Raw genomic sequence first — 26,411 nt, 5'->3', positions numbered from 1 at the left:
CCTGCGCATCAGATGGCGCCCACCGTGCGGATGCGCGCGCGCGGATGGATCTCGGCCTGCGACAGCACCACCGTCGCGGGCCGGAAGCGTTCGACGATGGCGCGCACATGCGCGCGCGCCGCGCCGCTGCAGACCAGCACGGGCGTCTCGCCCGCCGCGCTGGCCTTGTCGAAACTGTCGCGCACACGCTGCATGAAGTCCTGCAGGCGCGTCGGCGCCATGGCGAGCTGGCGGTCCTCGTTCGGGCCGACCAGGGATTCCGCGAAGGCTGTTCCCATTCGGCGGAAAGGGCGATCATCGGCACATAGCCGTTGGGGCCGCGCGCCGCCTCGCTGATCTGGCGCGCCAGCCGGGCGCGCACCACCGAGACCATGCCGGGCACCGAGCGGAGCCCGCCCGACACCGCCTCGCCGATGCCTTCCAGGATGGTGGGCAGGTCGCGGATCGAGACGCGTTCGGCCAGCAGCGCCTGCAGCACGCGCTGCACCGTGCCGGTGGAGATCTGCGAGGGGATCAGGTCCGAGACCAGCCGCGCCTGCTCGCGCGGCAGCTCGTCCAGCAGCTTCTGCGTCTCCGCATGGCTCAGCAGCTCGGGCACGTGCTCGCGCACCACCTCCGTCAGATGCGTGGCCAGCACGCCGGCCGGATCGACCACCGTGCAGCCGAGGGCCAGCGCCATGTCGCGGTGCTGCTCCTCGATCCAGCGGGCGGGCAGGCCGAAGCTGGGCTCCTGGCAGGGATCGCCCGGCAGGTCGGGCGTCTGGCCCGAGGGATCGATCGCGAGGTGCATGGGCAGGCGCAACTGGCCGCGCCCGGCCTCGATCTCCTTCACCCGGATCACATAGGTGTCGGCCGGCAGTTCCAGGTTGTCCTGCAGCCGCACGGCGGGCAGCACGAAGCCCATCTCGGTCGCCACGCCGCGGCGCAGGTTGCGGATCTGCTCCGTCAGGCGCGGCCCGTCACCGGCCGCCAGCGGCAGCAGGCCGTAGCCCAGCTCCACCCGGATCGAATCCATCCGCAGGGATTCCGAGACGGGCGCCTCCGGCGCGGGCCCCGCTGCGGGCAGGGTGTTCTCGGCCTCCGCCCTCGCCGCCTCCGCCTTTCGGCGCGACCAGACCAGCGTGCCCGTGCCGCCGGCCAGCGCCAGGAAGGGCAGCATCGGCATGCCCGGCAGCAGGGCGAAGGCGACCGCCGCGCCGGAAACCAGCGCCAGCGGCTTGGTACCGGTGGCGAGCTGACCGATCAGCGCCTGGTCCGCGGTGCCCTCGGTATTGCCCTTGGTCACCACGATGCCGGCGGCGACCGAGACCAGCAGCGCCGGCACCTGCGACACCAGCCCGTCGCCCACGGTGAGGACGGAGAAGGTGGTCACCGCCTCCCCGAAGGGCAGCCCCTGGCGCACCACGCCGATGGCGATGCCGCCCAGCAGGTTGATCGCGGTGATGATCAGGCCGGCGATGGCATCGCCGCGCACGAATTTCGCGGCGCCGTCCATGGCGCCGTAGAATCCGCTCTCCGCCTCCAGGTCGCGGCGGCGGCGCTTGGCCTCGGACTCGTCGATGATGCCCGCGGAAAGGTCGGCGTCGATCGCCATCTGCTTGCCCGGCATGGCGTCGAGCGAGAAGCGCGCCGCGACCTCGGCGATGCGGCCGGAGCCCTTGGTCACCACCATGAAGTTCACGACCAGCAGGATCGCGAAGACGATCAGCCCCACCAGCACGTCGCCGCCCATCAGGAAGGAGCCGAAGGCGGAAACCACCGCCCCCGCCGCGCCGTGGCCCTCGTGCCCATGGGTCAGGATGATGCGCGTGGTGGCGACGTTGAGCGCCAGGCGCAGCAGCGTGGTCAGCAGCAGCAGCGTGGGGAAGGAGGTGAAGTCCAGCGGCCGCTGGAGGAACAGCGCCGTCATCAGCACCAGCACGCTGAGGGTCAGCGAGATGGCCAGCGCCGCGTCGAGCAGGAACGGCGGCAGCGGCACCACCAGCACCGCGATCAGCGCCGCCACGCCCAGGGCAAGGCCCGTGTCGCTGCCGGGGCTGAAGGTCTTCAGGCGTTGCGCGAGGGCCAGCATCGGCTCAGACCGGCTCCGCCCCGGCGCCGATGGGCATCATGGCGGAAAGAGCTCCGGGCAGCGCCGGCAGCGGTGCCTGCCCCGGTGCGGCTGGGACGCTGGCGCCCGCGGCGCGGTACTCGTGCAGCTTGTTGCGCAGGGTGCGGATGGAGATGCCGAGGATCTCGGCGGCGCGGGTGCGGTTGCCCAGGCAGTGGCCCAGCGTTTCCAGGATCAGGTCGCGCTCCACATCCTCCACCCGCCGCCCGACCAGCGCCACGATCCCGGCCGGCGTGGCGGGCCGGGGCACGGTCTCCGCAGCGGTGGCGGGTTCGGGCACGGATGGCAGCGGCTGGTCCAGCTCGATCGCCATGGGGCCGATCTCGTCGCCCTCGGCCAGCAGCACCGCGCGGTGCACGGCGTTCTCCAGCTCCCGCACATTGCCGGGCCAGGGATGGGACAGCAGCATCGCCCGCGCCTGCGGCGCGAAGGGGCGGTGCGGCAGCCCGTTGGCCTCGGCATAGCGGGCGGCGTAGTGCTCGGCGATCGGCAGGATGTCGCCGGCGCGGTCGCGCAGCGCGGGCAGGCGCAGGCTCACCACCCGCAGGCGGAAAAGCAGGTCCTCGCGGAAGCGCCCGGCCCGCACCTCGGCGCCAAGGTCGCGGTTGGTGGCGGCGAGGATGCGGACATCGACCTTCACCGGCGCCGTGCCGCCAAGCCGGTCCACCTCCCGCTCCTGCAGCACGCGCAGGATCTTGGCCTGCAACCGGACGTCCATCTCGCCGATCTCGTCCAGCAGCAGCGTTCCGCCATCGGCCTGCTCGAACTTGCCGCGCCGGGCCGCGACGGCGCCGGAGAAGGCGCCCTTCTCATGGCCGAAGAGCTCGGATTCCAGCAGCGTCTCCGGCAGCGCAGCGCAGTTCAGCGCGACGAAGGGGCCGTTGGCGCGGCGGGAATGACGGTGGATGTGGCGCGCCAGGACCTCCTTGCCCGTGCCGCTCTCCCCGGTGATCAGCACGCTGGCCTCGGCCCGCGCCACGGTCTCGGCGCGGGACAGCACGGCGGCCATGGCCGGGTCGCGGTGCACCGGCGCGTGCTCGTCGCCGGCGGCCGCCCGCAGCATGGCGGCGATCAGATCGGGCTCGGCCGGCAGCGGCAGGAACTCGCGCGCGCCGGCCCGGATCGCCCGCACCGCCGCCGCGGCGTCCGAGGAGCGGCCGCAGGCCACCACGGGACAGGCGATGCGCTCGGCCTCCAGCGCCTGCACCAGCCAGGCGACGTCGTGCAGCACGTCGCAGAGCACGAGGTCGCAGCCCTCGGCCCGGGCATGGGCGATCGCGGTGGAGACGCCGTCGGCCTGCGCCAGCCGCGCCCCGCCGGCCCGGGCGATGCGCGCGGCCTGGCCGAGCTCGCCCTCCAGGCTGCCGACGATGAGGAGGCGTGTCATCCTCAGCTCCGGTCCGTCTTGACGATCTCGGTCATGGTCACGCCGAGGCGGTTGTCGTCCACCATCACCACCTCGCCACGCGCGACGAGGCGGTTGTTGACGTAGATGTCCACCGCCTCGCCGAGCTTGCGGTCGAGTTCCACCACGGCGCCGCGCCCCAGCTTGAGGAGCTGGCTCACCTGCATCGTGGCGTGGCCCAGCACGGCGCTGACCTGGACCGGAATGTCATAGACCGCGCCCAGGCCGGGGGTGCCTGCCTGGCCCGGCGTGCCGCGTTCCTGCGCCAGCGTGCCGCCGGCGGCGGTGCCCTGGGGGGCACCCTGGGTAGCGAGGGGCTCGAACTGTCCGCTCATGACGGGATTTCCTCATCCGTGAAGCCGAGCGAGGCCATCGCCTCGCGAATGGCGGCGCGACGCTCCGCCAGAACCAAAGCGAGGCCGCCGCCGCGCCAGGCGATGCGCGCGTCGCCGGGCGGCAGGGCGGGATCGGCCTCCACCGGCAGGCCGGTGCTGTCCAGGCGCGCCCGCGCCTGTTCCAGCAGGGCCGGAGGCACCCGCAGCACCGCGCCGGCCGGCGCCTCCGTGACCGGACCCAGGAGCTGCAGCAGGCGCTCCAGCATGGCGGGGGCCTCCCGCGCCGCGGCCAGGGGCAGGGCCAGGTCCAGGCTCCGCAGCAGCAGCAGGGCGAAGGCCTCCGCCTGTTCCTCCGCCTCGGCCCGCATCCGCGCCAGGGCGGTGTCCACCTGCGACAGGGTGGCGGCCAGCAGCCCGTCCAGCCCGGCCTCGCGCCGCGCCGCCTCCGCCTCGCGCCCGCGCCGCTCGCCTTCCGCCAGTCCGTCGGCGAAGCCCGCCTCGCGGGCGATCCCGATCAGCGCCTCCATCTCCGCCTCGCGGTCCGGCGCGGGATCGGCCGGGGGCACGGGCGCCGCCGGGGCAGGGGCGGGCGGCGCGTCGAGGTCGGGGAACTCCAGCGCCGGCCGCTCGGGGGGCGGGGGCTGTGCCGGCACGGGCGCGCGGGTGCCGAGCAGGAGGGGAAGGAAGGCGTCGTCCCGCATCAGGCCAGCATCGCATCCTGGGTCTTGTTGATCTGGATCTGCCCCTGCGCGGCGAGATCCTTGGCCAGCGCGACCATCAGGGCCTGGGCCTCGTCCACGTCGCGCAGGCGCACAGGGCCGAGCGCCGCCAGGTCGTCCTTCAGCATCTTGCCGGCGCGTTCGGAAAGGTTGCTGAAGAACAGCCCCTTCATCTCCTCGCTCGCCCCCTTCAGCGCGAGCGCGAGCTTGTCCTTCTCCACCGTGCGCAGCAGCACCTGCACCGCCGGGCCATCCAGGCGCCGCAGGTCCTCGAAGGTGAACATCAGCGTGCGGATGCGCTCGGCGCTCTCGCGGTTGCGCTCCTCCAGCGCCGCCATGATCCGGCCCTCGGCGGAACGGTCGAGGTTGTTGAAGATCTCTGCCATCGATTCATGCGCGTCGCGATGCGTGGAGCGGGCGAGGTTGCTCATGAACTCCGCCTTCAGCGTCCGCTCCACGCCCTCCAGCGCCTCCTTCTGGATGGTTTCCATGCGCAGCATCCGCATGACGACCTCCATGGCGAAGCCTTCCGGCAGCAGCGCCAGCACCCGCGCCGCGTGGTCGGGGCGGATCTTGCTCAGCACCACCGCCACGGTCTGCGGGTATTCGTTCTTGAGGAAGTTCGCGAGCAGCGCCTCGTTCACGTTGCCCAGCTTCTCCCACATGGTGCGCCCGGCGGGGCCGCGGATCTCCTCCATAATCTGGGACACGCGGTCGGGCGGCAGGGTGCGCAGCAGCATGCGCTCCGTCGCCTCGTAGCTGCCGGTCAGCGTGCCGGTGGAGCCCATGCCCTCGGCGAACTCGCGGCAGACCTCCTCGACAGCCTCGGCCCTCACCGTGCCGAGACGCGCCATGGCCAGGGAAAGATCCCGGATCTCGTCCTTGTCCAGCTTGGCGATCAGCGTGGCCGCCTTCTCCTCGCCCATCGCCAGCATCAGCGTGGCCGCCTTCTGCGGACCCTTCATGCTCATGCTCCTGCTCAGCCTTCCACTTCGGCGGGCGCCAGCCAGCGGCGCACCAGGGCAAGGGTCTCATCCGGATAGGTGTCCACCAGCTCTCCCAGCCTGCTGATGCTGGAGGCGCGGATCTGCCCGTCCACCTGCGTCAGGCTGATCATCGCCTCCCCGCCATCGCCTTCCGCCGGGGGCAGGGCGGGCCGGCCTTCCGGTGCGTCCAGCGCCACCGCCGCCGCCGCCGCGCCAGCCGCAGGGAGCGCAGCGGTGGCCGCGGGCAGGACGGTGATGCGCCGGACCAGGGGGCGGGCCACCAGCAGCAGCGCCAGCAGCACGATCAGGGCATAGACGCCGCTCTCGATCAGCCGCGCGGCGAGGGCCGGGGACAGGTTCAGGAAGCCGCCGGCAGCCTGCGGCATCTCGGCCTCCGAGGCGGCGAAGCGCATGGAGACGAGTTCCACCCGGTCGCCGCGCCGCTCGTCGGCGCCGACCGCGCCGCGCACCAGGGCCGTCAGGCGCTGCAGCTCCTCCGGCGTGCGCTCGCGGAACTTCGGCGCGCCCTCCGGCTGCGGCTCATAGACGCCGTCCACCAGCACGGCGACGGACAGCCGCTTGAGCACCGGGCCCTCGCGCAGCGCGGAACGGACCGTCTTGCCGATCTCGTAGTTGGTGGTCTCCTCGGTGCGGCTCTCCTGCGAGCGGTCGCCATTGCCGCCCGCGGCCTCCGCGCCGGGGAGCTGGTTGGCGACGGAGACGCTGTTGTTCCCGCCCTCGCCGCTGCGCGACTGTTCCTGCGTGCTCTGGGTGGAGCGCGCCACCTGGTTGTCGGGGTCGTAGCGTTCCTCGGTGGTCTGCACACGCTCGGAGTCGAGCTCCACCGTGGCCTCGGCGCGGACCTTGCCGGCGCCCAGCGTGCGCTCCAGCAGCTCCTCGACACCCCGGGCGATGCGAAGCTCCTGCGCGTGCCGCATCTCCTCCTGCGTGCTGGCGGCGGCCGGGCCGGTCAGCGCCTCGCCGCCCCGGGCCAGCAGTTCGCCCCGGCTGTCGATGATGGAGACCGCGGACAGCTTCAGCCCCGGCACGGCGGTCGCCACGAGGTGCAGCACCGCCTGCACGCCTTCCCTGTCCAGCCGCTGCGAGCCCAGCATGCTCAGCACCACGCTGGCCTGGGCCTCGTTGGTGCGTCGGGAAAAGGCCTCGCGCTGCGGCAGGACGAGGTGGACGCGGGCGTTGCGCACGCCGGATAGGCCGCGGATGGTCCGCGCCAGCTCGCCTTCCAGCGCACGGATGCGGTTCATGTCCTGCTGGAAGGGGGTGGTGGTCAGGCTCTCGCCCCGGTCGAAGATCTCCCAGCCGACATTGCCGCCGGCGGGCAGTCCTTCCCGCGCCAGAGCGAGGCGCAGCTTCGGCACCATCTCCTCCGGCACCATCACGGTGCTGCCGCCCGCGCCGAGCTGGTAGGGGATGCGCTGCTTGTCCAGCGACTGCACCACCGCGCCCGCATCGCGCGGGTCGAGATCGGCATAGAGCAGCGCCATCGGCGGGCTGCCGGCGCGCAGGGCCAGAAAGGCGATGCTTCCCAGCAGCAGCAGCGCGACGCCTGCCAGCGCGGCCAGCTGCCGGGGGCCGAGGGCGCGGAACTGCGCCAGAGCCTGGCTCAGCACCCCGGCCTGTCCTTCCATCCGTCCCGCAACCCGTGCATCGCCTGTCTCCGCTCCAGCCTTGGGCCAGCGGGGCAAGTTTTGCCGGGGGCAGGTTAATGGGCGGTTTCCCGTGCGGCGGTGCGGGAGGAAATCGTGCCGGCCGCGCGACCGGCACCGGGGCGGCTGCCTCGGCGCCGGCCCGACTCAGCCGTACCGGTCCTGTTTTCGCGGGGACGCCTCCACCCGGCCGGGAGCGGTGGCGCGCTAGTTGGTGATGGAGCGGATGTCGTTGAAGTCGTAGGACGCCTTTCCGGCCAGCAGGGTCATCGAGGTGCCGTCGCGTTCCACCGAGGTCGCGCGGGCGAGGACCGTGAAGCCGAGATCGTTGGCGTTCCCGGCGGAATCGGTGCCGGTGACCTTCAGCGTATAGGCACCGTCGGCGAGCTGGGTGCCGCCGCCGGTCCTGCCGTCCCAGTTCCAGACCGTGCTGTCGCGGCCGAGCTTCACGTCTTCCTCGTAGAGGGTGGCGCCACTGCCGTTCTGCACGGCCACATGGGCCGTCGTCGCCGATCCGGCGGCCGGCAGCTTCGCCTGCGCCGCGCCGTCCTGCAGCGCGAGCTGGCTGCTTTCCACCTCGATGGTGCGGCCCAGCACCTGTGTCGCCGCGAGCTGCGAGGTCTGCTGCAGCGAGATCAGCGTCTCCAGGTTCTTGTTCATGGCGATCTGCTGCTCGACCGAGGAGAACTGCACGAGCTGCGAGGTCATCTCGTTGGTGTCCATCGGATCGTCGGGCGACTGGTTCTTCAGCTGCGTCGTCAGCAGGGTGAGGAAGTTTGTGTAGTTCTCCGACAGCGCGCTGCTGGCCGAGGAGGAGACAGAGCTGCTGGCCGAGGTGGTGCCGCTGACCGTGGTCATGGCGCTGGTCCTTTCAGATGGCGATGTCGAGGAGGCCGCGGGCGGCGAGCCGCGCCGTGGCCGGGATGCCGGCGCCGGCGGCCGTGGCGGCGAGGGTGGGCATGGGCGGGCCGGATGCGCCGTCGCGGCGCGTGCCGCCGCCGGAATCGCCGCCGGACAGCGAGAAGCTCATGCTCAGCCCGCCTTCCGGAGCGAGGCCGGCCTGCGACAGGGCACGGTTCAGCTCCGCGCCATCGCGTTGCAGCAGAGCCAGGGTTTCCGGCCGTTCCGCCTGCACATGGAGCCTGGCCCTGCCGCTGTCGCGTTCGAGGCGGATCGCCACGCGGCCGAGCTCCGCCGGTTCCAGCACCACCTCCACCCGCCCTTCCGCCCCTGTGCCCAGGCCGAGGCCGACCACGACCGGGGCGATCTGGCCGGCGGGCGGCGGGGGCAGGGGGCGTGCTGCGCTGGCCTGCCCCGCCGGCTGCGGCGAGGCAGGGGACGGGCTAGGGGGCAGGGCAGGGGACAGGGCAGAGGAGGATGGACCGGGCGTCTCCGTGGCGGACAGGCTGGCCGACATGGCCGGGCCCGTGTTGGTGGCGATATCGGTGGTGGCCGGGGCGGCGGACGATCCCGGAGCGACGGTCAGCGCCACCGCCGCGGGACGCGAGGCGGAGGCCTTGTCGCCGCCGGCCTCGGCCGGCGCATCCCCCGGGTGCGGGGGGATGTCCCGGATTGCGGCGTCCTGGTCCCCCGCACTCTCCGTTTCCGCCACGGCCCGGTTGGGGGTGGCCCGATCCGGGGAGGCGGAAAGAGGAGCCTTTCCGGCCGGTGCCGGACCCGCGGCGCCGATGGGACGCGATGCCGCGCCGGCGGCTTGCCGGGGGGCCTGGGAAGGCCCGGCCTCGGGGCCTGTCGCCACAGTGCCGGCCGGGGGCGGCGCCAGAGGGACCATAGCGGTTGCGGCCGGTGCCATCGCCGTGGGCGAGACCGTGGCCGTGGCCGCAGGCATGGCATCCAGGATTCCGGCCTGGGAAATGCCGTCCCTGGCCGGGCGGGGTTCCGTGTCGGCCTTCGTGAAAGGGGATGCCTGCCCGGCCGGGGCGCCGCCAGAGGGCTGGGCGGTTTCCTCTGCCGTGACGGCTTCCCCTGCCTCGGACGGTGCGGGACGGGCCGCACCTTCGGCCGCTGCCGGCGGAGCAGGGCGATCCTGACCCGGGGGCGCGCCACCCGTGGCATCGGCCGGGGTGTCCCTGGCGCCATCGCCGGACGGCACGGCCGGGGCTGACGGGGACGCTGTTCCCGGCGCTCCCGCGGCGAGGCCGGGGCCGGGGCCGGGCTTCCGGAGGCCCTGTCCCGACACGGAATCAGGGAGGACGGGGGCGCCGCCCGGCACCGCCCCGGGCGCGCCGGGAAGAGCCTGGGCCGCCACGCCCGGGATGGGCAGCGCGGAGGCATCGCCCCTCGCTCCGGCCTGGCCCTGCGAGGCCACGGATTGCCCCTCGGGTGCCTGTGCCTCCGCGACGCGGCCCAGCACCGTGGCGAAGCCCTCCACGCCCGCCGCGGCACGGGCCCCGCCACGCTCCCCGGCGGCGGTGTCTCTCGTGATGGCGGCAGGCAGGGCGCTGAGCACGTCGGCAAGGTCCTTCGGGTCCCGGCCACCTGTACGCAAGCGGCCTGCCAGCCCTCCGGCCCGGGCAGGCGGCAGGAGATGCCGTGGCGGAGGTGGAAACCCGGCAGGCTTTGCCGGGCGGGGGCAGGGATGGCCGCGATCCGGGGCCGCCAGGGCTGGCACGGGCATTGCGGTGGGCGGCACGCAGTTCATCCGCCAGGGGAAAGCGCCCGATGTCGCTCTACGGATCCATGTTCACCGCCATCAGCGGGCTGAGCGCGCAATCCAGCGCGCTGAGCAACGTCGCCAACAACATCGCGAACAGCCAGACCACCGGCTACAAGCGCGTGGATACGAGCTTCTCGGACTATGTGACGGCGACGAGCGTGCCCACCGCCTCGGGCGTGCCGATCAGCTCCAGCACCGTGATCGCGAGCGGCAGCGCCACCAACGGCGTGCAGGGCTCGATCCAGCAGACCGACAACGCCCTGGACCTCGCCGTCTCCGGGCAGGGGTTCTTCTCGGTCTCCTCGCCGATCAGCGGCACCGCCGCCGACAACATGAGCTTCGATCCGCGCTCCTTCTACACCCGCGCCGGCGATTTCAGCCTCAACAAGCAGGGCTATCTGGTGAACGGCCAGGGTTACTACCTGAACGGCTGGAGCGTGGACGGCAGCGGCGCGGTGAACCGCACCGAGATCTCGCCGATCCGGGTGGACCAGGGCGTCTTCGACCCGGTGGCGACGAGCGGCATCTCGCTCTCGGCCAACCTGCCCAACGATGCCGAGACCGGCGAGGTGGTGAACACCCAGTTCCAGGTCTATGACAGGCTCGGCACGCAGCACAGCCTGGCCGTCGCCTTCACCAAGACCAGCGGCAGCAGCTGGAGCATGGCGGCCACCAACCCGGGCGGCACGGCCGGCAGCGCCAACCTCGGCAGCATCACGCTGAACTTCACCGACGGCAAGCTGTCGAGCTTCAGCGACGCGACGGGCAGCCTGTCTGGCAACAGCGGCGCGGCCGGGGAGGCCGCCAGCGTGTCGCTGGGCGGCATCAACTTCGGCCAGGGGGCACAGGCGATCCAGCTCAACATGGGCAGCTTCCAGCGCTCCGACGGCATGACGCAGTTCACCGGCACGGAATACAGCGTGCGCGACCTGTCGCAGGACGGCATGCCGCCCGGCTCCTTCTCCTCCGTCTCGATCAACGAATCCGGCGATGTCTCGCTGAACTACGACAATGGCGAGTCCAAGATGATCGCGCGCCTGCCGGTCGTGACCTTCTCCGACCCGGACAAGCTCCAGTCCGTCAACGGGCAGGCCTATCTGCGCACCCCGGCCAGTGGCGACGCCCGCGCCTCCGACCCCAACAGCAGCGGTGCCGGCAGCCTCGTCACCAAGGCGCTGGAGCAGTCCAACGTGGATATCGCCTCCGAATTCTCGAAGATGATCCTCGCCCAGCGGGCCTACAGCGCCAACACGAAGATCGTCACCAAGACGGACGAGATGCTGCAGGACACGCTGAACATGGCCCGCTGAGCGCGGACCGACCTCCCGAAACCCCATCCGGAACGGCGCCGAACCCATGAGCCTGAATCTCGCCCTGTCGATCGCCCAGAGCGGCCTGGCGCTGGTGCAGCGGCAGGTTTCCCAGACCGCGTCGAACATCAGCAACGCCGCGACGGAGGGCTATACCCGCAAGACGGTGGACGGCAGCGCGCTGGCGGTGGAGGACCTCGCCTCCGGCGTGCGCGGCCAGGAGGCGCGGCGCAGCGTCGACGCCGCGCTGACCGCCAGCATGAACGGCGCCATCTCCAGCCAGGCGGCGGCCAAGGTGCGCGAGGCCCTGTTGCAGCCGATCGAGCAGGTGCAGGGCGACCCCGAAAGCGGCCAGTCGGTTGCCGACCTCACCGCGCAGCTTCGCAGCGCCTTCGTGTCGCTGCGCGCCGCCCCGGGCGAAGCCTCGCTGCAGGATGTCGTGGTGAGTGCCGCCGGGGCGGTGGCGCAGCGCTACAACGAGACCTCCGCCGCCATCCAGACCGCGCGCCAGACGGCGCAGGACGGTGCGGTGACGGATGTGGCGACGCTGAACGCCAGCCTGCGCCAGGTGGCCGGGCTGAACACCCGCATCGCGGGCCTCCAGGCGCAGGGCCTCAGCACCGCGGACCTCCAGGACCAGCGCGACAGCGCCATCGCCCGGATCGCCGGCGTGGTCTCGGTGAAGTCGATCCCGCAGGACAATGGCACGGTGGCGCTGGTGGCCGGCAACGGGCTGGTGCTGCCGCTCGACAAGGATTCCGACGCGTTCAGCATGGCCTCCGCCACCGTCGGGCTGGAGGACTGGTACGGCACCGGTGCGGGCGGCGCGAGCGGCAGCCTGCCGGGCATCATGATGGGCGGCCTGGATGTCACAGGGCAGCTCGCCGGCGGCAGCCTCGGCGCCAATATCAGCATGCGCGACGAGGTCCTGCCGTTGCAGCAGGCGGAGCTGGACAGCGCCGCGGCCGGGCTGGCCTCGCGGCTCTCCGGACAAGGGCTGGCGCTGTTCACCGATGCCGGTGGCGGAGTGGCCGATCCGGCCCAGGGCTATGTCGGCGGCATCATGGGATTCGCCGCGACCATGAAGGTTTCCGCCGCCGTCTCGGCGGATGCCTCCAAGGTCCGCGACGGGACCGACGCCTCCATGCCCGCGGACGGGACGGCCAGCTACACGAACGGCATCGACCGAGTGCTCGACCACGCCTTCGGCAGCCGGCTGGCCAGCGGATCGGCGCAGGCCCCCTTCCTGACCACGGGGCTGGGGCCTTCGGGAAAGCAGGTTTCCAGCCTCAGCGGTGCCGGCACGGCGGAGGACTACGCGGCGCGGCTGGTGGCGCGGCATACCGGCGCGCGCGCGGCGGCGAGCGCGGATGCCGAATCCGCCACCACGATGCTCACCGGCCTGCAACAGCGCCACGACGATGCTTCGGGCGTGGATATCGATACGGAGACCGGGGTGATGGTGAGCCTGCAAAGTGCCTACGCGGCCAATGCGCGGATGCTGAGCGCCGTGCGATCCATGTACGACGATCTTTTCGCGGCGGTGCGGTGATGACGGCGACGGCAACCGGCGCCACCGGCACCCTTTCGCGCATCCTGATGCAGTCCCTGGCGCAGCGGGACCGCGTGGACCTGCTTTCGCGCCAGTCGGGCAGCGGGCGCGTCGCCAGCCTCTATGGCGACGAGGCGCCCCAGGCGCGGCAGGCCATCAGCCTGCGCGGCGAGATCGCCCGCCGCGCGGCCTATACCGGGGCGCTGAACCAGGCATCCGGCCGTGCCAGTGCGTCGCAGCAGGCGCTGACGCAACTCGGCGACATCGCCTCGGAATTCCGCGCCACGGCGCTGACGCTGAACAGCACCAGCGCGACCCGGGCGTCGGATGTCGCCGTCGCGGCGAAGGCGGCGATGCAGCAGGTGGCGACCCTGCTCAACACCCAGTATGCCGGGGAATACCTGTTCAGCGGCGCGGATTCCGCCAATCCCGCCGTCACGGATGCATCCGGCATCGCCGGTTCCGGCATGATGTCCGGCGTGGCCAGCGCCGTGGCCGGGCTGAGCGGCAGCGATGCGACGGCCGTGCTGTCGCAGGCCATGCAGGCGGTGGCCACGGATTCGCCCTTCTCGGCCTATCTGCAATCAGCCCCTTCCTCCGCCATGCGCAGCGTGGCGGGCGCCGATGGCCGCACCATCGCCTATGGCGTGCCCGCCGGCAGCGTAGGGGCATCGGGCTGGGCGGGGGCGCTGATGGGCAACCTCGCGATCCTGGCCTCGCTCACCGACGGGCAGCAGTCCTCCGCGAAGTTCGACGCCCTGGTGCAGAAGGTCACCGGAAACCTCGAATCCGTGGGGACGGACATCACCCGCGATGCCTCCCGGGTCGGGCTGGCGCAGAACGCGATCACGGCCGCGCTGAGCAGCCACAGCGAGGCCACGGATGCGCTGAAGACGCAGCTTTCCGGGCTGGAGGAGGTGGATTTCGAGGCCACCCTCGCCACCCTGCAAAGCGCCCAGACGCAGCTGGAGGCATCCTGGAAGGTGCTGTCCCTGGTCTCCGGGCTGAGCCTGACCAAGTTCCTGGGCTGAGGCGGGTTCGTGGCCGTTCCGAAGGGGATTGTTAAGCGCTTTCCTGTCTGATGGGCCCCAAGACGCCAGAAGGCCCCGGGCCTGGCGCGGCAGATTCGGGTGCAAAAATTGCAGTTGGGCTGGCAGCGTATCGAAAAGCGTGACCGGGCGCGGCGCCCGGCCGCTGCTTCCCGCCAGCTTCCTCCTGTTGGGAGAAGCCATATGTCGACATTGGTCCTCGAACTCCGTCAGGGCGACCTGATGGTGGTGAACGGGGCATCCATCCGTTTCCGCAACCGCACGCGCATCGAGCTGCCCGTGCGGGCGCGCTTCCTGTTCGGCAAGCAGGTGATGGCGCCGGAGCTGGCGAACACGCCGGCCCGCCGCATCTACTTCGCGCTCCAGACCGCCTATGTCGGGCTGGAGGAGATGCGCGAGGCCGCCTTCGCCGAGGCGCACGATCTGGTGCAGCAGTTCCAGGAGGCGACGACCTCCGAGACCGTCCGCGCGATGCTGGACCGCGCCATGGTGCTGGCCGCGGCGGATGACTGGTACACCGCGCTGAAGATCGTGCGGCGCGTCATGTCGCACGAGGCCGCCGTTCTGGGCCTGGACATGGCGACCGGGCTGCCGGTGCCGGGCGCCGGCCCCAGCCTCGGCCTCGGCGCCGCCGCGGCCGGCTGAGCGGGAAATTCGTGTGGCGGGGCAGGGAATCGCTGCTCCACTTAACGGTGTCTTCAGGCTTTCCGGGCAACATGCCCTTCGTCACGGAGCGCAGTGCGGCGCCGACGACGTGACCGGGAGACGGCAGGAGCGCCGGCTTCCCGGCGGATGCAGGCAAGAGGCCCAGGCCATCCGCCGACATGAGTGACGCAGGAGAAGCACTATGGCTTCGATCAACACCAACTCCTCCGCGATGGCCGCCGTCCGGGCGCTGAACACCATCAGCAAGGACCTCTCCAGCACGCAGTCGCGGGTGGAGAGCGGCCTGAAGGTGGGCCAGGCCAGCGACAACTCGGCGATCTTCTCCATCGCCCAGAAGATGCGCGGCGACCTGAGCTCCATGAGCAAGGTGAGCGACAACCTCTCCTTCGGCTCGGCGGCGCTGGGCGTGGCGCAGAGTGCCGCCACCAAGATCAGCGACCAGCTGAACACCCTGCGCTCCAGCGTGTCGCAGGTCGGCCAGTCGGGCATCGACCAGGCGACCCTGGCCCAGCAGGCCAAGGCGATCATGGACAACATCGACAACTTCGCCGCCTCGGCCACCTATAACGGCGTGAACCTGCTCAACAACTCGGGCAGCCTGAAGGTCGTCAGCGACACCTCCGGCACGATCCTGAACACGGCGGGCGGCGACCTGCGCACCTCCACCGGCACGGGCCTCGGCCTCGGCTCGCTGCTGCAGACCGGGGCGGGCGGCGCGGTGACCGGCTTCACGGCGCAGAACGGCAGCACGCTGGCCTTCAGCGGCGACTACACCGCGAGCGATGCCGATGTCTTCTCGGTGGCGGTGAACCAGGCGGACGGCTCGACAAAGAACTACGTGTTCGAGCTGAACGACTCCGGGGTCGATGGCACCCTGACCTCCGCCACGAATGCCAATACCGAGCTGAACTCCGTCAATGTCACCGCGGGCGACTCCAGCACCTCGGTCGTCTCGAAGCTGGCGACCGCCATGCAGTCCGCCGGTCTTTCCGCCTCGATCGACGGCAGCGGCAACCTCGTGGTCAACAACGGCACGGTGACGGCGACCGCGACGACCGGCACCGTCACCGCCACCAACTCCCCCGCCAATTCCCAGGCGCTGAAGCTGGTGGATGCCGCGATCACCAAGGTGACGGGTTTCCTTTCCAAGATCGGCTCCGCGATCAACCAGGTCGATGGGCTGAAGGACTTCACCTCCTCGCTGAACGACTCCCTCACGGAGGGTCTCGGCGCGCTGGTGGATGCCGACCTGACCGAGGAAAGCGCCCAGCTGAGCAGCCTGCAGACCAAGCAGCAGCTGGCGACGCAGAGCCTGTCCATCGCCAACCAGGGCAGCCAGAACCTTCTCAGCCTCTTCCGCGGCTGAGACCGGAGGGGGCGGCGTAGCAGCCGCCCCCTCTCCCCCATTCGCCTCCTGAAGGATTCGGGTTCCGCGCATGAGCATTGCCCGCTACGCCGCCGCCAGCGCCATGGTCTCCCCCCGCGATACGGAGATCGCCGCCTTCCGGCACGTGAACACCCTGCTCGCCACCGGCATGGAACAGGGGATCGAGAGGATCAAGGCGCTGCACAAGGCGCACCGCCTCTGGTCGATCCTGCTGTCGGACCTGCTGAGCGAGGGCAACGCCCTGCCGCTCCCCTTGAAGGCCCGGCTGGTCTCCCTGGGCCTCTGGGCGCAGCGCGAGAGCATCTCCCGCATGCATGACGCCGCCAGCCTGGAGCCGCTGATGAGCCTGCACCGCGACATGATCGAAGGGCTACAGGGCCAGAGGGCCGTGATCCCCACGCCGCGCGCCGAGGCCTTCGCGGCCGAGAGCGTCTGACGCCATGCTCGACGGCATCGGCAGCCTTTCCGCCTGGGCGGTGATCCAGAAGAACGGGGAAACCTTGCGGACCCGCTTCGAGACCCGCAAGGACATGACGGCCGATGCCGACCGCCTGCGCGCGGCGGCGAAGAAGTTCGCCTCGGTCGAAGACCTGATGAAGGACCGTCGCAGCCTGAAGATGGTGCTGGAGGCCTATCAGCTGGAGGACCTGATCGACCAGAAGGCGGTGGTGAAGAAGCTGCTGACCGAGGACCCGGGCAGCAAGAAGAGCTACGCCAACCGGATGGTCGACCCGCGCCTGCGGGCGATCAACAAGCAGTTCGGCGGCCAGGACGGTAATCCCCTGGCCGACAGCAAGCTGGTCGGGAGCATCATCGACAAGGCGCTGGAGAACCGCTTCGAGAAGGATGCCGGCGACGGCAATACCGGTCTCCGGGAGGCCCTGTACTTCCAGCGCCAGGCCTCCTCCGTCAGCAGCCTCGCCGGGCTGATGGCCGATACGGCGCTGACCGCCGTGGTGAAGGGGGCCTATGCCCTGCCCTCGCAGTTCGCCCTGCTGGACTACGACAAGCAGAAGGCGATCCTGGCCAAGCGCGTGGACCTCGACGACCTGAAGGACCCGAAGAAGGTCGCGAAGATGATCCAGCGCTATCTGGTGAAGGAAGGCGACCAGTCCAGCGGCAGTGTGAGCATGGTGCTCAGCCTCTTCGACAGCGGCAACGACGCCACCTCGAACCTGATCTCGCTGGCCGGGCGGAAGGTCTCGCTTCTCGCCTGAAGCTCCGCGCTCCGGCGGAACCCTGGCCGGACCGCTTCAGTTGGGGTGCCAGGACAGGCGCCGGGCCAGCCAGTCGCGCCAGGCGAGGATGGCTTCCGCCGACGGTGTCAGGCCCGACATCACCTGCGCGGCCTCCGCCCCGCCCAGCGGAATGCCGGGCGCGCCGGGCTGGTTCTGCTCCGCGTCGAGCCAGCGTTGGGCCGCCTGCCGCCAGGCCGCGACCATGTCGGCGGAGGTGAGGGCCGGAAGGACCAGTGCGGCGCTCAGCCTGCCGGCGCCGATGGCGGCCTGGGTCGCCTGCTGCAGTGCAGGCTGCGGCACCGGCAGGGTGGCGTAATCCGGCACGGTCCGGGCAGGCAGGCCGAAGCCCAGCCAGGGCGTGGCGCCGACCCGCGCGGCGCGCGCGGCGCTGTCCGGCCCGGTCAGCAGCAGGGCATCGACCTGCCCCTGGGCAAAGGCGTGTTCGGACGCGCCCGGCAGGCTGGCGGCCAGCGGCATGGGCGTGGTCGGCAGGCCGAGGGATTCCAGGGCCAGGACAGCGCCGCCTTCCGGCGTGTCGGGGGCTGGCAGGGCGAAGCGCAGCGGCGCCCGCCCTGGGCCCGCGGGCAGCGGTCCGCGTCCCGCGATCAGCGCCTCGGACCAGGACAGGCAGAGGGGCGTCCAGTTCCTCGGGTCGTAGCCGACGCGTTCGGAACCGGAGAAATGCGCCAGCATGGCCGCCCCGGGCAGGGTCAGCAGCAGGCGGCCGTCGCCGGGGTCCGTGGTGGCGAAGCGGTTCGCGGCGGTGACGCCGTCGGGGCCCCCCACCACGGCGAGGCGCGGCGGCGCGGCCAGGGGGCCGACCCGTCCGGTCCTTTGCGAGAGCCGCTGGGTCCAGTGAGCGAGCGCCCCCTGTTCCGGGCCGGGCACCAGGATCGTCGCGGCGCCGGGCGCCGCCGCCCGGGCGGCGGACGGCAGCAGCAGGCCCGCCACGGGCAGCAGCGCGCGCCGCGTCAGGGAAGGGGCGCTCCTGGCCCCTCCCGCCGCCGCCAGCCGTTCCGGCGCCCTCATGCCCCTTCCATCGCGGCCGTGCGTCAGACGTCGTAGCTGACGAGCACTTCGCAGGGCACGCCCAGCCGGTCGCGGCCGCCGAGAAAGGTCAGCTCGACCATGGCGGCCGCCGCCGGAACCTCGGCCCCGACCTTGCGGAGGAGCTGGATGCCGGCGGACATGGTGCCGCCGGTGGCGAGCAGGTCGTCCAGGATCACCACCCGGTCGCCGGGGCGCACGGCATCCGCCTGGATCTCGATCCGGTCGGTGCCGTATTCGAGGGCGTAGTCGAGCCCGACCGTCTCGCCCGGCAGCTTGCCGCGCTTGCGCAGCATCACGAAGCCCAGGCCGAGCTCCATGGCCAACGGGGCGGCGAGCAGGAAGCCGCGGCTCTCGATCCCGGCCAGCATGGTGGGCGCATAGGGCTGGATGGCCCGGCCCAGCCGGTGGATCGCCGTGCGGAAGGCCAGGCCGTTCCGCAGCAGGGTGGAGATGTCGTAGAACAGGATGCCGGGCTTCGGAAAATCCGGGATGCCGCGGATATGCTGCTTCAGGTCCAGATTGTCGGACGTGTCTTGGTCCATGGCGGCGATCCTGTCCTGCGCACGGGGTGGGGGAGGCTATCCTCCGGCTCTGGGCGGTTGCTAGACCGGATTTCGTGCCCCGTCACCGGCTCTTGCGCGGGGCCCCCATGCCGGGGCGGGGGCCTGGCCTGTCTGCCGGCCCTTGAGGTCGGGCCCGCCCTGGGGCATTGGCCTGTGCATCATGACGCTGCGCGCGGCCTTCGCCACGATCGCCGGGCTTCTCGGCTTCGTCCTCTATGTCGGCGTCGCCGTGGCGCTGGGCGATCACGTCCTGGGCCTGCACTGGCTCCTGCAGGCGCTCTACTACCTGGTGGCCGGGCTGGCCTGGGCCTTTCCCGCCGCCTGGCTGATGCGCTGGGCCGCGCGCCGCCGTTAACGCGGGCGGCAGCGCCATGACCGGGGCCCGGGTGCCTGATCATGGCGATCGCCCTTCTTCAGAAGGTGTAGCTGAGGCTCACCATGGCCCGGGCGTCGCAGATCTTCTGGCCGCCGCCGCATTCACGCTTCTTCACGTCCGTGTCGTAGTAGCCGACCGTGACCAGCGCGCCGTAGAAGGAGCGGGAGAGGGCGACCGACCAGTTCCCGAAATCGGGCAGGCCGTAATTGACGTTCCTGTCGATCCATTGATAGCCGTAGCGGCCCGCCAGCGTGACATCCAGCGGCATCTTCAGCTCGACCCCGCCTTCCACGTAGTAGGCGTTGCGGGCATCGAGCTGGAAATCCGGCGAGTAGTAGAAGGAGCCCAGCACCTTCACCGGCGCGATCTCGTAGGACGCCTTGGCGGCGAACTCGAAGAAGCTCATGTCGAGCCCACCGCCGGTGCGGCTGCTGTAGCCGGGATAGTTGTACCAGACGAAGCCGCCATCCAGCGCCAGGCCGCCACTGGTGAAGCGGTAGCCGCCCAGCATGTCCACCTCCTGCCGCGCATCCAGCCCCTTGAACGAGACGTTCGAGGCGAAGGCCCCGACATAGAAGCCGCTCGTGTGCTGGATATCGATCAGGCCCTGGATGGCCGGCCGGTTGCGGGTCTGGCTGACGCCACGGAAGGTGTAGTCGGTCGAGGCCGTCGGGGTCAGGGTCAGGGTGAGGCCCGTCTGGCCCAGTTCGATCTGGGCGCTGGCCGGGTGGTGCGCCATCATGCCCGTGAACAGGGCAAGTGTTGCCAGAAAATGACGCAGGCGAAATCGCATCGAGTCCGTTCCCCTTTCGCAACGCGTGTTGCGGGGGTGGGCCAAGCAAGACTTGTGCAAATATCCGGGGCCGGTCACCGGCCATGACGCGCAGCTTCGGGGAATTTCCGCATCGGTCTGGGAGTGCCCCATGACCAGGGCCGTCCGGCCTCCGAACGCAGAAATCGGCGCCGGTGTTCAGTCTGCTTTCTGAACCCTGTGCGCTCGATTTGGCGATGGCCACAAATCAGGAAGTGAATTGGTCGGAGCGAGAGGATTCGAACCTCCGGCCCCTGCGTCCCGAACACAGTGCTCTACCAGGCTGAGCTACGCTCCGACGGCCACTTCCCTGCGGCGAGGGGGCTCATAGCGCTGCTTCGCCGGGGGGGCAAGAGAGGGGGACGAAGTTTATGCGCGCCGCCGCAGCCGCACCCCCGATCCCGCGATAGGCTCGCCATGGGATTTCCGAGTCGGAGACGAGCAAGACATGCGTATCGCGCCGCTGCTGCTGGGCGTCGTCCTGGCGGGATGGGGAGGGGCCATGGCGTCCGCGCAGGCCGATGGACCGATCGCTGAACGCAAGAACGACATGAAGGCGATGCAGCGGGAGTTGGAGGCCATGAAGGCCGCCCTCGATTCCGGCGACATCGCCGCCATCGCACCCAGGGCGAAGACCCTTCACGGGCTGCTGGAGGTGATCCCCGGGCTTTTCCCGCCGGATTCGGCGACCGGCGACACCAAGGCCCTGCCGGCGGTCTGGTCCGACCGCGCCGGATTCGAGGCCGCGGCCCGCAACGCCATCGCCGCGTCCGGGAAGCTGGAACAGGCCGCGGGCTCGGGCGACAAGGCCGCCACGGCCCAGGCCTTCCGGGAGATGGGAGCCGGCTGCGGCGGCTGCCACCGCAACTTCCGGGGCCGCTGAAGCGCCGTTCCCCAGGGACGAGCGGCCCTCAGCCCAGGCGTCCGATCCACCAGGCTGCCACGGCCGCCGCGGCCAGGAGGACGGCGCCCAGGGCGGGGCTGCCCAGACGGGGCGCCCTGCCGGCCATGGCGGCGGGCAGGCGCTTCACCCCGGTGACCATGGGCCGGACGAGGTCCTGCCCCTTCAGCAGGGCATAGGCGAACACGGCCAGCACATGCAGGCCGGCCAACACGAGGATGAGCCAGAAATTCGTGGCGTGGATCGCGGTCGCGAGGTCGCTGGTTTCCGGCGCGACATGCGGCGCCAGCGGTCCATGCGTCAGGACCTGGTCATCGGCCATGAGCCCCGTGCCCACCTGCACCAGCAGGAGCAGGAGCATCGCCAGCACCATCCAGCCGCCGGCGGCGTTGTGGCCGACCTCCATATCGGCTTCCCGCCGCCCCAGATGCGACAGGTGGCGCAGCGCGGCGAGGGGCGAGCGCAGGAAGCGTGTGAAGCGCGCGGTCTCTGATCCCAGCACGCCCCAGGCGAGGCGGAAGAGCAGCAGTGCCAGCATGGCGAGGCCGGAGCGCAGGTGCCAGTCCATGCGATAGGTCCAGGCGGACCACCACGAGAAGGCGAAGAGCGCCACGATTCCCCAGTGGACGAGGCGTATCCAGCCGTCCCAGACCTTCACCGCCACCCGGCCATCCGCCATGCGCCCGTTCCTCCGTCCCGCTGCCGCACAGATGATCCGGGCGCGGCACGGCAAGGCAAGGCCATCCGTACGGGAACCGTCCGCCCCGGGACCGGAACGGGGGTCGCCACGGGCGGAAGGAAGCCGAACGGGAACGATGCCCTATGCCCTCGATTCGCCCGTGGACGCGGAAGGGCCGGCTCCGCCCCGGCCGGCGGGCGCGGGGATGTCCAGGCCTTCCAGCCGCGCATCGAGCTCCAGGGCGAAATCCACCACCCCGGTCAGCACGGTGAGCATGCCGGGCGGGGCGGCGGGGGCGGCCGAGGCCTGCAGCCAGAGCCGGTGCGCGGGGTCGAGGCGCAGCTCCCACCCGGGCGGCATCTCGCCGGACATCTGTTCCAGCCGCGCGAACACGGCCTGCCGGCGGACGCGCCCCTCGGCGGAGGACGGGATGCCGCCCACCTCCACCAGGAATTCGAGGGCGCCCCCGGTCAGCCGCAGATGGACCGGCCGGCCACGCCACAGGAAGTGGAAGCGGAGCGGCGGCCGCCCGGCGGCGGGCTGCATCCGGCCGTCGCGGGAGATCGCGTAGCGGCCGAGATCGAGGAGGTCGGGGGAGGGAAGGGACGGCATGCCGCCCAGGGTTGTCCGGAGGTGATGAACAGATCATAAGCGCACCATCATGTCCCTCATCCAAAGCGTGAAAATGGTGCTGGCGCCGCCGCACCCGGCGGGCCGGCCCTTCATCTACATCGGCCTCGGCGTGGCGGTGATCGGGGGCATGGCCCTCGGGAACTGGCTGTTCTGGGTCGGTCTGCTGTTCACGGCTTTCTGCCTGTACTTCTTCCGCGATCCGGAGCGCTTTCCGCCGCCCAGGCCGGGGCTGCTGGTGGCGCCCGCCGACGGCACGGTGGTCTCGGTCGCCCCCGCCGTGCCGCCCGTGGAACTCGGCCTGGGGGACACGCCGCGCTGGCGCGTGGCGATCTTCCTGTCCGTGCTCAACGTGCATGTGAACCGTTCCCCGGCCGAGGGCGTTGTCACCCGGATCGCCTACCGGCCCGGCAAGTTCCTCAATGCCAGCCTGGACAAGGCGAGCGAGGACAATGAACGGAACGCCATCGCCATGCGGCTGGAGGACGGGCGGCAGATCGCCGTGGTGCAGATCGCGGGCCTCATCGCCCGGCGCATCCTTTGCGGCGTGCGGGAGGGCTCCAGCCTGATGGCGGGCGAGCGCTTCGGCATCATCCGCTTCGGCAGCCGCACCGACCTGTACCTGCCGGAAGGCGTCCGCCCCCTGGTGGCGGTGGGCCAGACCATGGTGGGCGGCGAAACGGTGATCGCCGACCTGTCGCAGCCGCGCCCGCGCGACGTGGCGGCCGGCTCCGACCCCGACGCCGTCTCGGGGGTGGGATGAACACGGCGCGGCGCTTCCGCCTCGCCGCGCGGCGGCGTCCGCGCCTCCAGGGGCTGAGCTTCAACCGCCTGTTGCCGAACATCCTCACGATGATCGGCCTCTGCGTCGGGCTGAACGCCATCCGCCTCGCCTTCGAGGGGCGCTGGCCCGCCGCGGTGGCACTGATCGTGGTCGCCGCCTTCATCGACGGCATCGACGGGCGCCTGGCGCGCCTGCTGAAGGCCACCAGCCGGTTCGGCGCCGAGTTCGACAGCCTGTCGGACTTCGTCTGCTTCGGCGTGGCCCCTGGGCTGATCCTCTATCTCTGGTCGCTCGACGGTGCGCGCGGGGTCGGCTTCATCCCCTGCGTGCTCTTCGCCGTCTGCATGGCGCTGCGGCTGGCGCGCTTCAACGCCGCCATCGATATCGGCCCGGTGGTGACCGCCAAGGGCGTCATGCCGCCGCCGCCGAAGCCCGCCTACGCGCAGTCCTTCTTCACCGGCGTGCCGGCCCCGGCCGGGGCCGGGCTGGCGCTCTTCCCGGTCTTCGCCTCGCTTTCCTTCCAGGAGTGGGGGATGACCGGCATGGCCGCCTTCCTGCGCCACCCGCTCTTCGTGGCGCTGGTGCTGGTGCTGGTGGCGGGCCTGCTGGTCAGCACCCTGCCGACCTGGAGCTTCAAGAACTTCAAGATCCCGCGCGAGGCGGTGCTGCCCCTGCTGCTGGGGGCGGCCGCCTATGCGGCCCTTCTGGTGACGGAGCCTTGGGCGGCGATCGCGGCGGCCGGGCTGATCTACGTCTCGCTGCTGCCCTTCTCGATCCGCTCCTACCAGCGCCTCAAGCGCGAGGCGGAGGAGATGCGCCTGCCAGAGCCCGCGTCCGGCCCGGAGGCGGAACAGGGCTGACGCCCGCTCGCCTGCCGGTGGCGGTCTCCACAAGGTGAGTCGCCTGTCCGGAGCTTCATGAAACGCGGGCGTCCTGTGGCGTTCACCCCTGTGACAGAAGCTCCTGTCGGCTAGGAACTGGACTCATATCCATGGTCACCTGGAAGAACGCCCTCGCCACCACGGCGGCCACGCTGGCACTCGGCGCCGTCCTGTCCGCTGCCCCGGTTGCCGCCCAGACGGCCACCGCGCCCAGCGCCAGCGGCCAGCCGCACATGCGGGGCCATGGCGCCATGCCGCAGCACCACCGCATGTCCCGGAACAGGATGCAGGACCAGCAATCCGCCTCGGCCGACGATTCGGCGGCGGATCGCCTGAATGCCGAGAGCCTGCAGCGCGCCCGGGGCGGCCAGAACTCGCCCTCCGGCATGTCGGACACCACCCCCACCCTGAACAACATGAGCGGCCAGGACGCGCAGCGGGGCATGAACACCGGATCCCAGCCCATGGTTCCCTTCCGCTGAACCACATGGTGCCCCCGGCACTCGCCGGGCGCGGGCGGCAACGGCACCTGTCCGGCGGGACTGGTGCCGTTTCGCTGTTTGCAGCCCTGGCTCGTCCGGCGGCGGCACCGGGCTTCTGCGGCTGGAAGCGGGTACCCGCCGCACCTCGCCTGGCCCACGGGATCAGGTCGGCGGAGCGTCAAAGGGGCTGACATCCAGCGCGGCGAGCACCGCCCAGCCATTCGCCGCAAGATGCCCGCGCCGCGGATAGAGGAAGGGGATATCCCCGTTGTAGAAGCCGGTGGTGAGCCAGGGGATGCTCGCCGCCCTGACCCAGCCCGACCCATCCCGTTCGCGCAGCACGGTGTGCAGGAAGCGTTCCGCCAGCGCCTCCCGGCCCTGGCGGCGCAGCAGCAGGGCGGCCTGGGCCGTGCCTTCCAGCCAGATCCCGTCGCGGTCGGTGTTGAAGTCCAGCCCTTCCAGCTCCCCGATGGGCGCGCCGGCCGGCAGGCCGTGCCGCGCCAGGACCCAGCCCAGCGCCGGGGCGAAATCCGCCTCCCGGAAAGCCAGCAGCGGCCAGAGATTGGCATCCACCGCCGAATCCTCGTTCACCGCGCCCTGCGGCGTCAGCCCGGCGGCGAAGCGTCCCTCGGCCGGGCGCCAGAGGCTGCGCACGAAGCCGGCGGCCTTCGCGGCGGCATCGTGCCGGCCCAGCCGCGCGAAAGCCACGGCGAGGTCCAGGTTCTGCTCGGTGGAGAGCCAGGCCTGCCGCTCCGGCTGCGGCTCGTGCCCCAGCGTGCCACCGGTGAAGCCACCCCTGGAATCGCCCGGCGCCGCGCAGTCCCGTTCCACCCAGCCGGCGGCCCGTTCCGCCGCGGCCCGGAAGGCGCCGTTGCCGGGAAAGGCGGTCCAGAGCAGCATGGCGAAGGCAATGGGGCCGCTGGCCGATCCCGCCGCATAGCCATCCTCGACCCAGCGGCCGGAGGCGGCATCCCACCAGCCGGGCGGGCGGGCGCTGGCCGGGGCATCGGGCACCTGCCGGCCGGCGGCATAGGCGTTGCGCAGCCTGCCATCCGTCCAGAACCGGTCCTGCGCCTGGGCGAGGCGCAGCCCCTCCGCCAGCCGGGCGGCCAGCGCCGCCTCGCCCGCCGCCAGCAGGGCGAGGCCCGCGACGGCATTGTCATAGGTATAGGCCACCTCGGCATGGCTGCGGTCGAAGGCCTCGCCGCCATCGGTGACATAGGATTTGAGCAGGCCCGGCCCGCCCAGGGCCTGCGCCGCCGCGCGGATCGGGGCGAGCAGCGCCGGCGCGGCCCCCCGGAAGAAGCCATCACCCCTGGCTCCGGCGGCCGGCCGGGCGCCGAGGGCGGCCCCCGCCAGCGACAGCGCGAAGCGCCGCCGGTTCAGCGGCACGGCGTCAGGCGAGGCAGCGCTGCAGCAGCTCGGCGCTGCGGCCATTGGCGATGGTGGCCGCCAGCCCGTCCCAGGAATGGCCGCCCATGCGGGCAAAGGCGTGGTCCACCCCGGGATAGGTATAGGCGGTGGCGGTGGGATGTCCCTCCAGCATGGCGCGGATCTTCGCCTGGGCCTCCGGCGGCACGAAGCGGTCCTTCTCCGCGATGTGCAGGATCAGCGGCTTCGTGATCTTCTGCGCCGCGCCCAGCAGCCCATCGAGGCCCACGCCGTAATAGCCGATGTTGCAGTCGGCATCGGATTCCAGCGCCATCATCGTGGCCAGCCGCCCGCCGAGGCAGAAGCCCATCGTGCCCGCCTTGCCATTGGTGCCGTCCAGCTTCCGCGCCACCTCCAGGGTGGCCTTCAGGTCCTCGATGCCCTTCGGCTGGTCGAAGGCGTTCATCAGCTCGAAGGCGCGCTGCCATTCCTTCTCGGAGCCGTCGGTCAGGTCCACCCCCGGCTCCAGGCGCCAGAACAGGTCGGGCGAGATGGCCAGGAAGCCCATATCCGCCACCCATTCGCAGAGCGCGCGCATGGCGTGGTTCACTCCGAAGATCTCCTGGATCATCACCACCGCGCCCACCGGCCCCTCGCGCCCCGTGGGACGGGCGACATAGGCGCCGAAGCTGCCGCTGCCGTCGCTCGCCTGGATGGTGGTGGTGCCGGTGGCGATCCCCCTGGTGTTTTCGGCCATCTGTGGCTTCCCCTTCCGTGAATCT

General features: G+C 71.4%; 26 protein-coding genes, 1 tRNA gene and 1 pseudogene. 12 read left to right on the top strand and 16 right to left on the bottom strand.

The annotated features are described in order from the left end of the window. Positions 1-8 precede the first annotated feature (8 nt). From flhA to BT98_RS27165, 8 genes and pseudogenes are all read right to left on the bottom strand, one after another. Positions 9-2,071 (bottom strand): annotated as a pseudogene (gene flhA, locus BT98_RS23655) (flagellar biosynthesis protein FlhA). 4 nt (positions 2,072-2,075) lie between these two features. Then, positions 2,076-3,497, bottom strand: coding sequence for a sigma-54 interaction domain-containing protein (locus BT98_RS0107940; protein WP_019461781.1), 1,422 nt, complete (start codon positions 3,495-3,497; stop codon positions 2,076-2,078). A 2-nt stretch (positions 3,498-3,499) separates the two neighbouring features. Then, positions 3,500-3,850, bottom strand: a complete 351-nt coding sequence (fliN, locus tag BT98_RS23650) for a flagellar motor switch protein FliN (protein ID WP_019461780.1) — start codon at positions 3,848-3,850, stop codon at positions 3,500-3,502. After that, positions 3,847-4,551, bottom strand: a complete 705-nt coding sequence (locus BT98_RS27765) for a FliH/SctL family protein (protein WP_019461779.1) — start codon at positions 4,549-4,551, stop codon at positions 3,847-3,849. The genes fliN and BT98_RS27765 overlap by 4 nt, the downstream gene beginning before the upstream one ends. Then, complete coding sequence (gene fliG, locus BT98_RS0107925; protein ID WP_019461778.1) at positions 4,551-5,534, bottom strand: flagellar motor switch protein FliG; 984 nt, start codon at positions 5,532-5,534, stop codon at positions 4,551-4,553. Before fliG ends, BT98_RS27765 begins: the two co-directional genes overlap by 1 nt. 14 nt (positions 5,535-5,548) lie before the next feature. Continuing rightward, positions 5,549-7,186 carry a flagellar basal-body MS-ring/collar protein FliF gene (gene fliF, locus BT98_RS0107920; protein ID WP_237719384.1) on the bottom strand — a complete coding sequence of 546 codons (1,638 nt, stop codon included), beginning with the start codon at positions 7,184-7,186 and terminating at the stop codon, positions 5,549-5,551. Between the two features lie 243 nt (positions 7,187-7,429). Next, on the bottom strand, positions 7,430-8,080 hold the full coding sequence (locus BT98_RS23645) for a flagellar hook assembly protein FlgD (RefSeq protein WP_019461776.1): 651 nt from the start codon (positions 8,078-8,080) through the stop codon (positions 7,430-7,432). 13 nt (positions 8,081-8,093) lie between these two features. Continuing rightward, positions 8,094-8,834 (bottom strand): flagellar hook-length control protein FliK, encoded by a 741-nt coding sequence (locus BT98_RS27165; RefSeq protein ID WP_019461775.1) that lies wholly within the window; start codon positions 8,832-8,834, stop codon positions 8,094-8,096. 1,070 nt (positions 8,835-9,904) lie between these two features. Here BT98_RS27165 and flgE point away from each other — a divergent pair. The 7 genes from flgE to BT98_RS0107875 all read left to right on the top strand — a co-directional run bounded on the left by flgE (position 9,905) and on the right by BT98_RS0107875 (position 17,080). Continuing rightward, positions 9,905-11,209: a flagellar hook protein FlgE gene (gene flgE, locus BT98_RS0107905; RefSeq protein ID WP_019461774.1), complete on the top strand. Its 1,305-nt coding sequence runs from the start codon at positions 9,905-9,907 to the stop codon at positions 11,207-11,209. 46 nt (positions 11,210-11,255) lie between these two features. After that, positions 11,256-12,761, top strand: coding sequence for a flagellar hook-associated protein FlgK (flgK, locus tag BT98_RS0107900; RefSeq protein WP_019461773.1), 1,506 nt, complete (start codon positions 11,256-11,258; stop codon positions 12,759-12,761). Beyond that, positions 12,761-13,792 (top strand): flagellin, encoded by a 1,032-nt coding sequence (locus tag BT98_RS0107895; RefSeq protein WP_019461772.1) that lies wholly within the window; start codon positions 12,761-12,763, stop codon positions 13,790-13,792. Before flgK ends, BT98_RS0107895 begins: the two co-directional genes overlap by 1 nt. Positions 13,793-13,993: 201 nt before the next feature. Further along, a complete protein-coding gene (locus BT98_RS0107890; RefSeq protein ID WP_037250065.1) occupies positions 13,994-14,455 on the top strand; it encodes a flagellar biosynthesis repressor FlbT in 462 nt (153 codons plus the stop codon). A gap of 202 nt (positions 14,456-14,657) precedes the next feature. After that, on the top strand, positions 14,658-15,842 hold the full coding sequence (locus tag BT98_RS0107885) for a flagellin (protein ID WP_019461770.1): 1,185 nt from the start codon (positions 14,658-14,660) through the stop codon (positions 15,840-15,842). A gap of 70 nt (positions 15,843-15,912) precedes the next feature. Next, positions 15,913-16,299, top strand: a complete 387-nt coding sequence (locus BT98_RS0107880; RefSeq protein WP_019461769.1) for a flagellar biosynthesis regulator FlaF — start codon at positions 15,913-15,915, stop codon at positions 16,297-16,299. 4 nt (positions 16,300-16,303) lie between these two features. Beyond that, entirely contained in the window at positions 16,304-17,080 is a 777-nt protein-coding gene (locus BT98_RS0107875; RefSeq protein ID WP_019461768.1) for a DUF1217 domain-containing protein, read from the top strand. A gap of 36 nt (positions 17,081-17,116) precedes the next feature. Here BT98_RS0107875 and BT98_RS0107870 read toward each other — a convergent pair whose 3' ends face one another. Together BT98_RS0107870 and BT98_RS0107865 are read right to left on the bottom strand one after the other, a co-directional pair. Continuing rightward, entirely contained in the window at positions 17,117-18,130 is a 1,014-nt protein-coding gene (locus BT98_RS0107870) for a hypothetical protein (RefSeq protein WP_019461767.1), read from the bottom strand. Between the two features lie 23 nt (positions 18,131-18,153). After that, the gene (locus BT98_RS0107865) at positions 18,154-18,669 is read right to left on the bottom strand and encodes an adenine phosphoribosyltransferase (RefSeq protein WP_026033311.1); all 516 of its coding nucleotides are present in this window, start codon (positions 18,667-18,669) and stop codon (positions 18,154-18,156) included. 205 nt (positions 18,670-18,874) lie between these two features. On the opposite strand from BT98_RS0107865, the gene BT98_RS23635 reads away from it, so the two are divergent. Further along, the gene (locus tag BT98_RS23635) at positions 18,875-19,069 is read left to right on the top strand and encodes a DUF2842 domain-containing protein (RefSeq protein ID WP_019461765.1); all 195 of its coding nucleotides are present in this window, start codon (positions 18,875-18,877) and stop codon (positions 19,067-19,069) included. A gap of 58 nt (positions 19,070-19,127) precedes the next feature. Here the strand turns inward: BT98_RS23635 and BT98_RS0107855 are convergent, their stop codons facing one another. Together BT98_RS0107855 and BT98_RS0107850 are read right to left on the bottom strand one after the other, a co-directional pair. Beyond that, a complete protein-coding gene (locus tag BT98_RS0107855; RefSeq protein WP_037250064.1) occupies positions 19,128-19,883 on the bottom strand; it encodes a TorF family putative porin in 756 nt (251 codons plus the stop codon). Positions 19,884-20,122: 239 nt separating this feature from the next. Then, positions 20,123-20,199 (bottom strand) — tRNA-Pro (locus tag BT98_RS0107850). Between the two features lie 150 nt (positions 20,200-20,349). On the opposite strand from BT98_RS0107850, the gene BT98_RS26020 reads away from it, so the two are divergent. Continuing rightward, complete coding sequence (locus tag BT98_RS26020; RefSeq protein ID WP_019461763.1) at positions 20,350-20,784, top strand: c-type cytochrome; 435 nt, start codon at positions 20,350-20,352, stop codon at positions 20,782-20,784. A 28-nt stretch (positions 20,785-20,812) separates the two neighbouring features. On the opposite strand, the gene BT98_RS0107840 is transcribed toward BT98_RS26020, so the two are convergent. Beyond that, positions 20,813-21,481, bottom strand: a complete 669-nt coding sequence (locus BT98_RS0107840) for a cytochrome b/b6 domain-containing protein (protein ID WP_019461762.1) — start codon at positions 21,479-21,481, stop codon at positions 20,813-20,815. Positions 21,482-21,622: 141 nt separating this feature from the next. Further along, the gene (locus BT98_RS0107835) at positions 21,623-22,093 is read right to left on the bottom strand and encodes a hypothetical protein (protein ID WP_019461761.1); all 471 of its coding nucleotides are present in this window, start codon (positions 22,091-22,093) and stop codon (positions 21,623-21,625) included. Positions 22,094-22,142: 49 nt separating this feature from the next. On the opposite strand from BT98_RS0107835, the gene BT98_RS0107830 reads away from it, so the two are divergent. The 3 genes from BT98_RS0107830 (at position 22,143) to BT98_RS0107820 (ending at position 24,258) form a co-directional block, all read left to right on the top strand. After that, positions 22,143-22,874 (top strand): phosphatidylserine decarboxylase, encoded by a 732-nt coding sequence (locus BT98_RS0107830; RefSeq protein ID WP_019461760.1) that lies wholly within the window; start codon positions 22,143-22,145, stop codon positions 22,872-22,874. Beyond that, complete coding sequence (locus BT98_RS0107825; RefSeq protein ID WP_019461759.1) at positions 22,871-23,755, top strand: CDP-alcohol phosphatidyltransferase family protein; 885 nt, start codon at positions 22,871-22,873, stop codon at positions 23,753-23,755. Before BT98_RS0107830 ends, BT98_RS0107825 begins: the two co-directional genes overlap by 4 nt. A 131-nt stretch (positions 23,756-23,886) precedes the next feature. Beyond that, complete coding sequence (locus BT98_RS0107820; RefSeq protein WP_019461758.1) at positions 23,887-24,258, top strand: hypothetical protein; 372 nt, start codon at positions 23,887-23,889, stop codon at positions 24,256-24,258. A 162-nt stretch (positions 24,259-24,420) separates the two neighbouring features. Here BT98_RS0107820 and BT98_RS26015 read toward each other — a convergent pair whose 3' ends face one another. Both BT98_RS26015 and BT98_RS0107810 read right to left on the bottom strand, forming a co-directional pair. Continuing rightward, positions 24,421-25,650, bottom strand: a complete 1,230-nt coding sequence (locus BT98_RS26015) for a hypothetical protein (protein WP_147292468.1) — start codon at positions 25,648-25,650, stop codon at positions 24,421-24,423. A gap of 4 nt (positions 25,651-25,654) precedes the next feature. Then, positions 25,655-26,386: a dienelactone hydrolase family protein gene (locus BT98_RS0107810; protein WP_019461756.1), complete on the bottom strand. Its 732-nt coding sequence runs from the start codon at positions 26,384-26,386 to the stop codon at positions 25,655-25,657. Positions 26,387-26,411: the final 25 nt, after the last annotated feature.

The sequence above is a fragment of the Roseomonas mucosa ATCC BAA-692 genome (genome assembly GCF_000622225.1).
GTDB lineage: Bacteria > Pseudomonadota > Alphaproteobacteria > Acetobacterales > Acetobacteraceae > Roseomonas > Roseomonas mucosa.
Note: the sequence above shows the minus strand (reverse complement) of the source record. Positions and strands in the feature narration are given on the sequence as shown.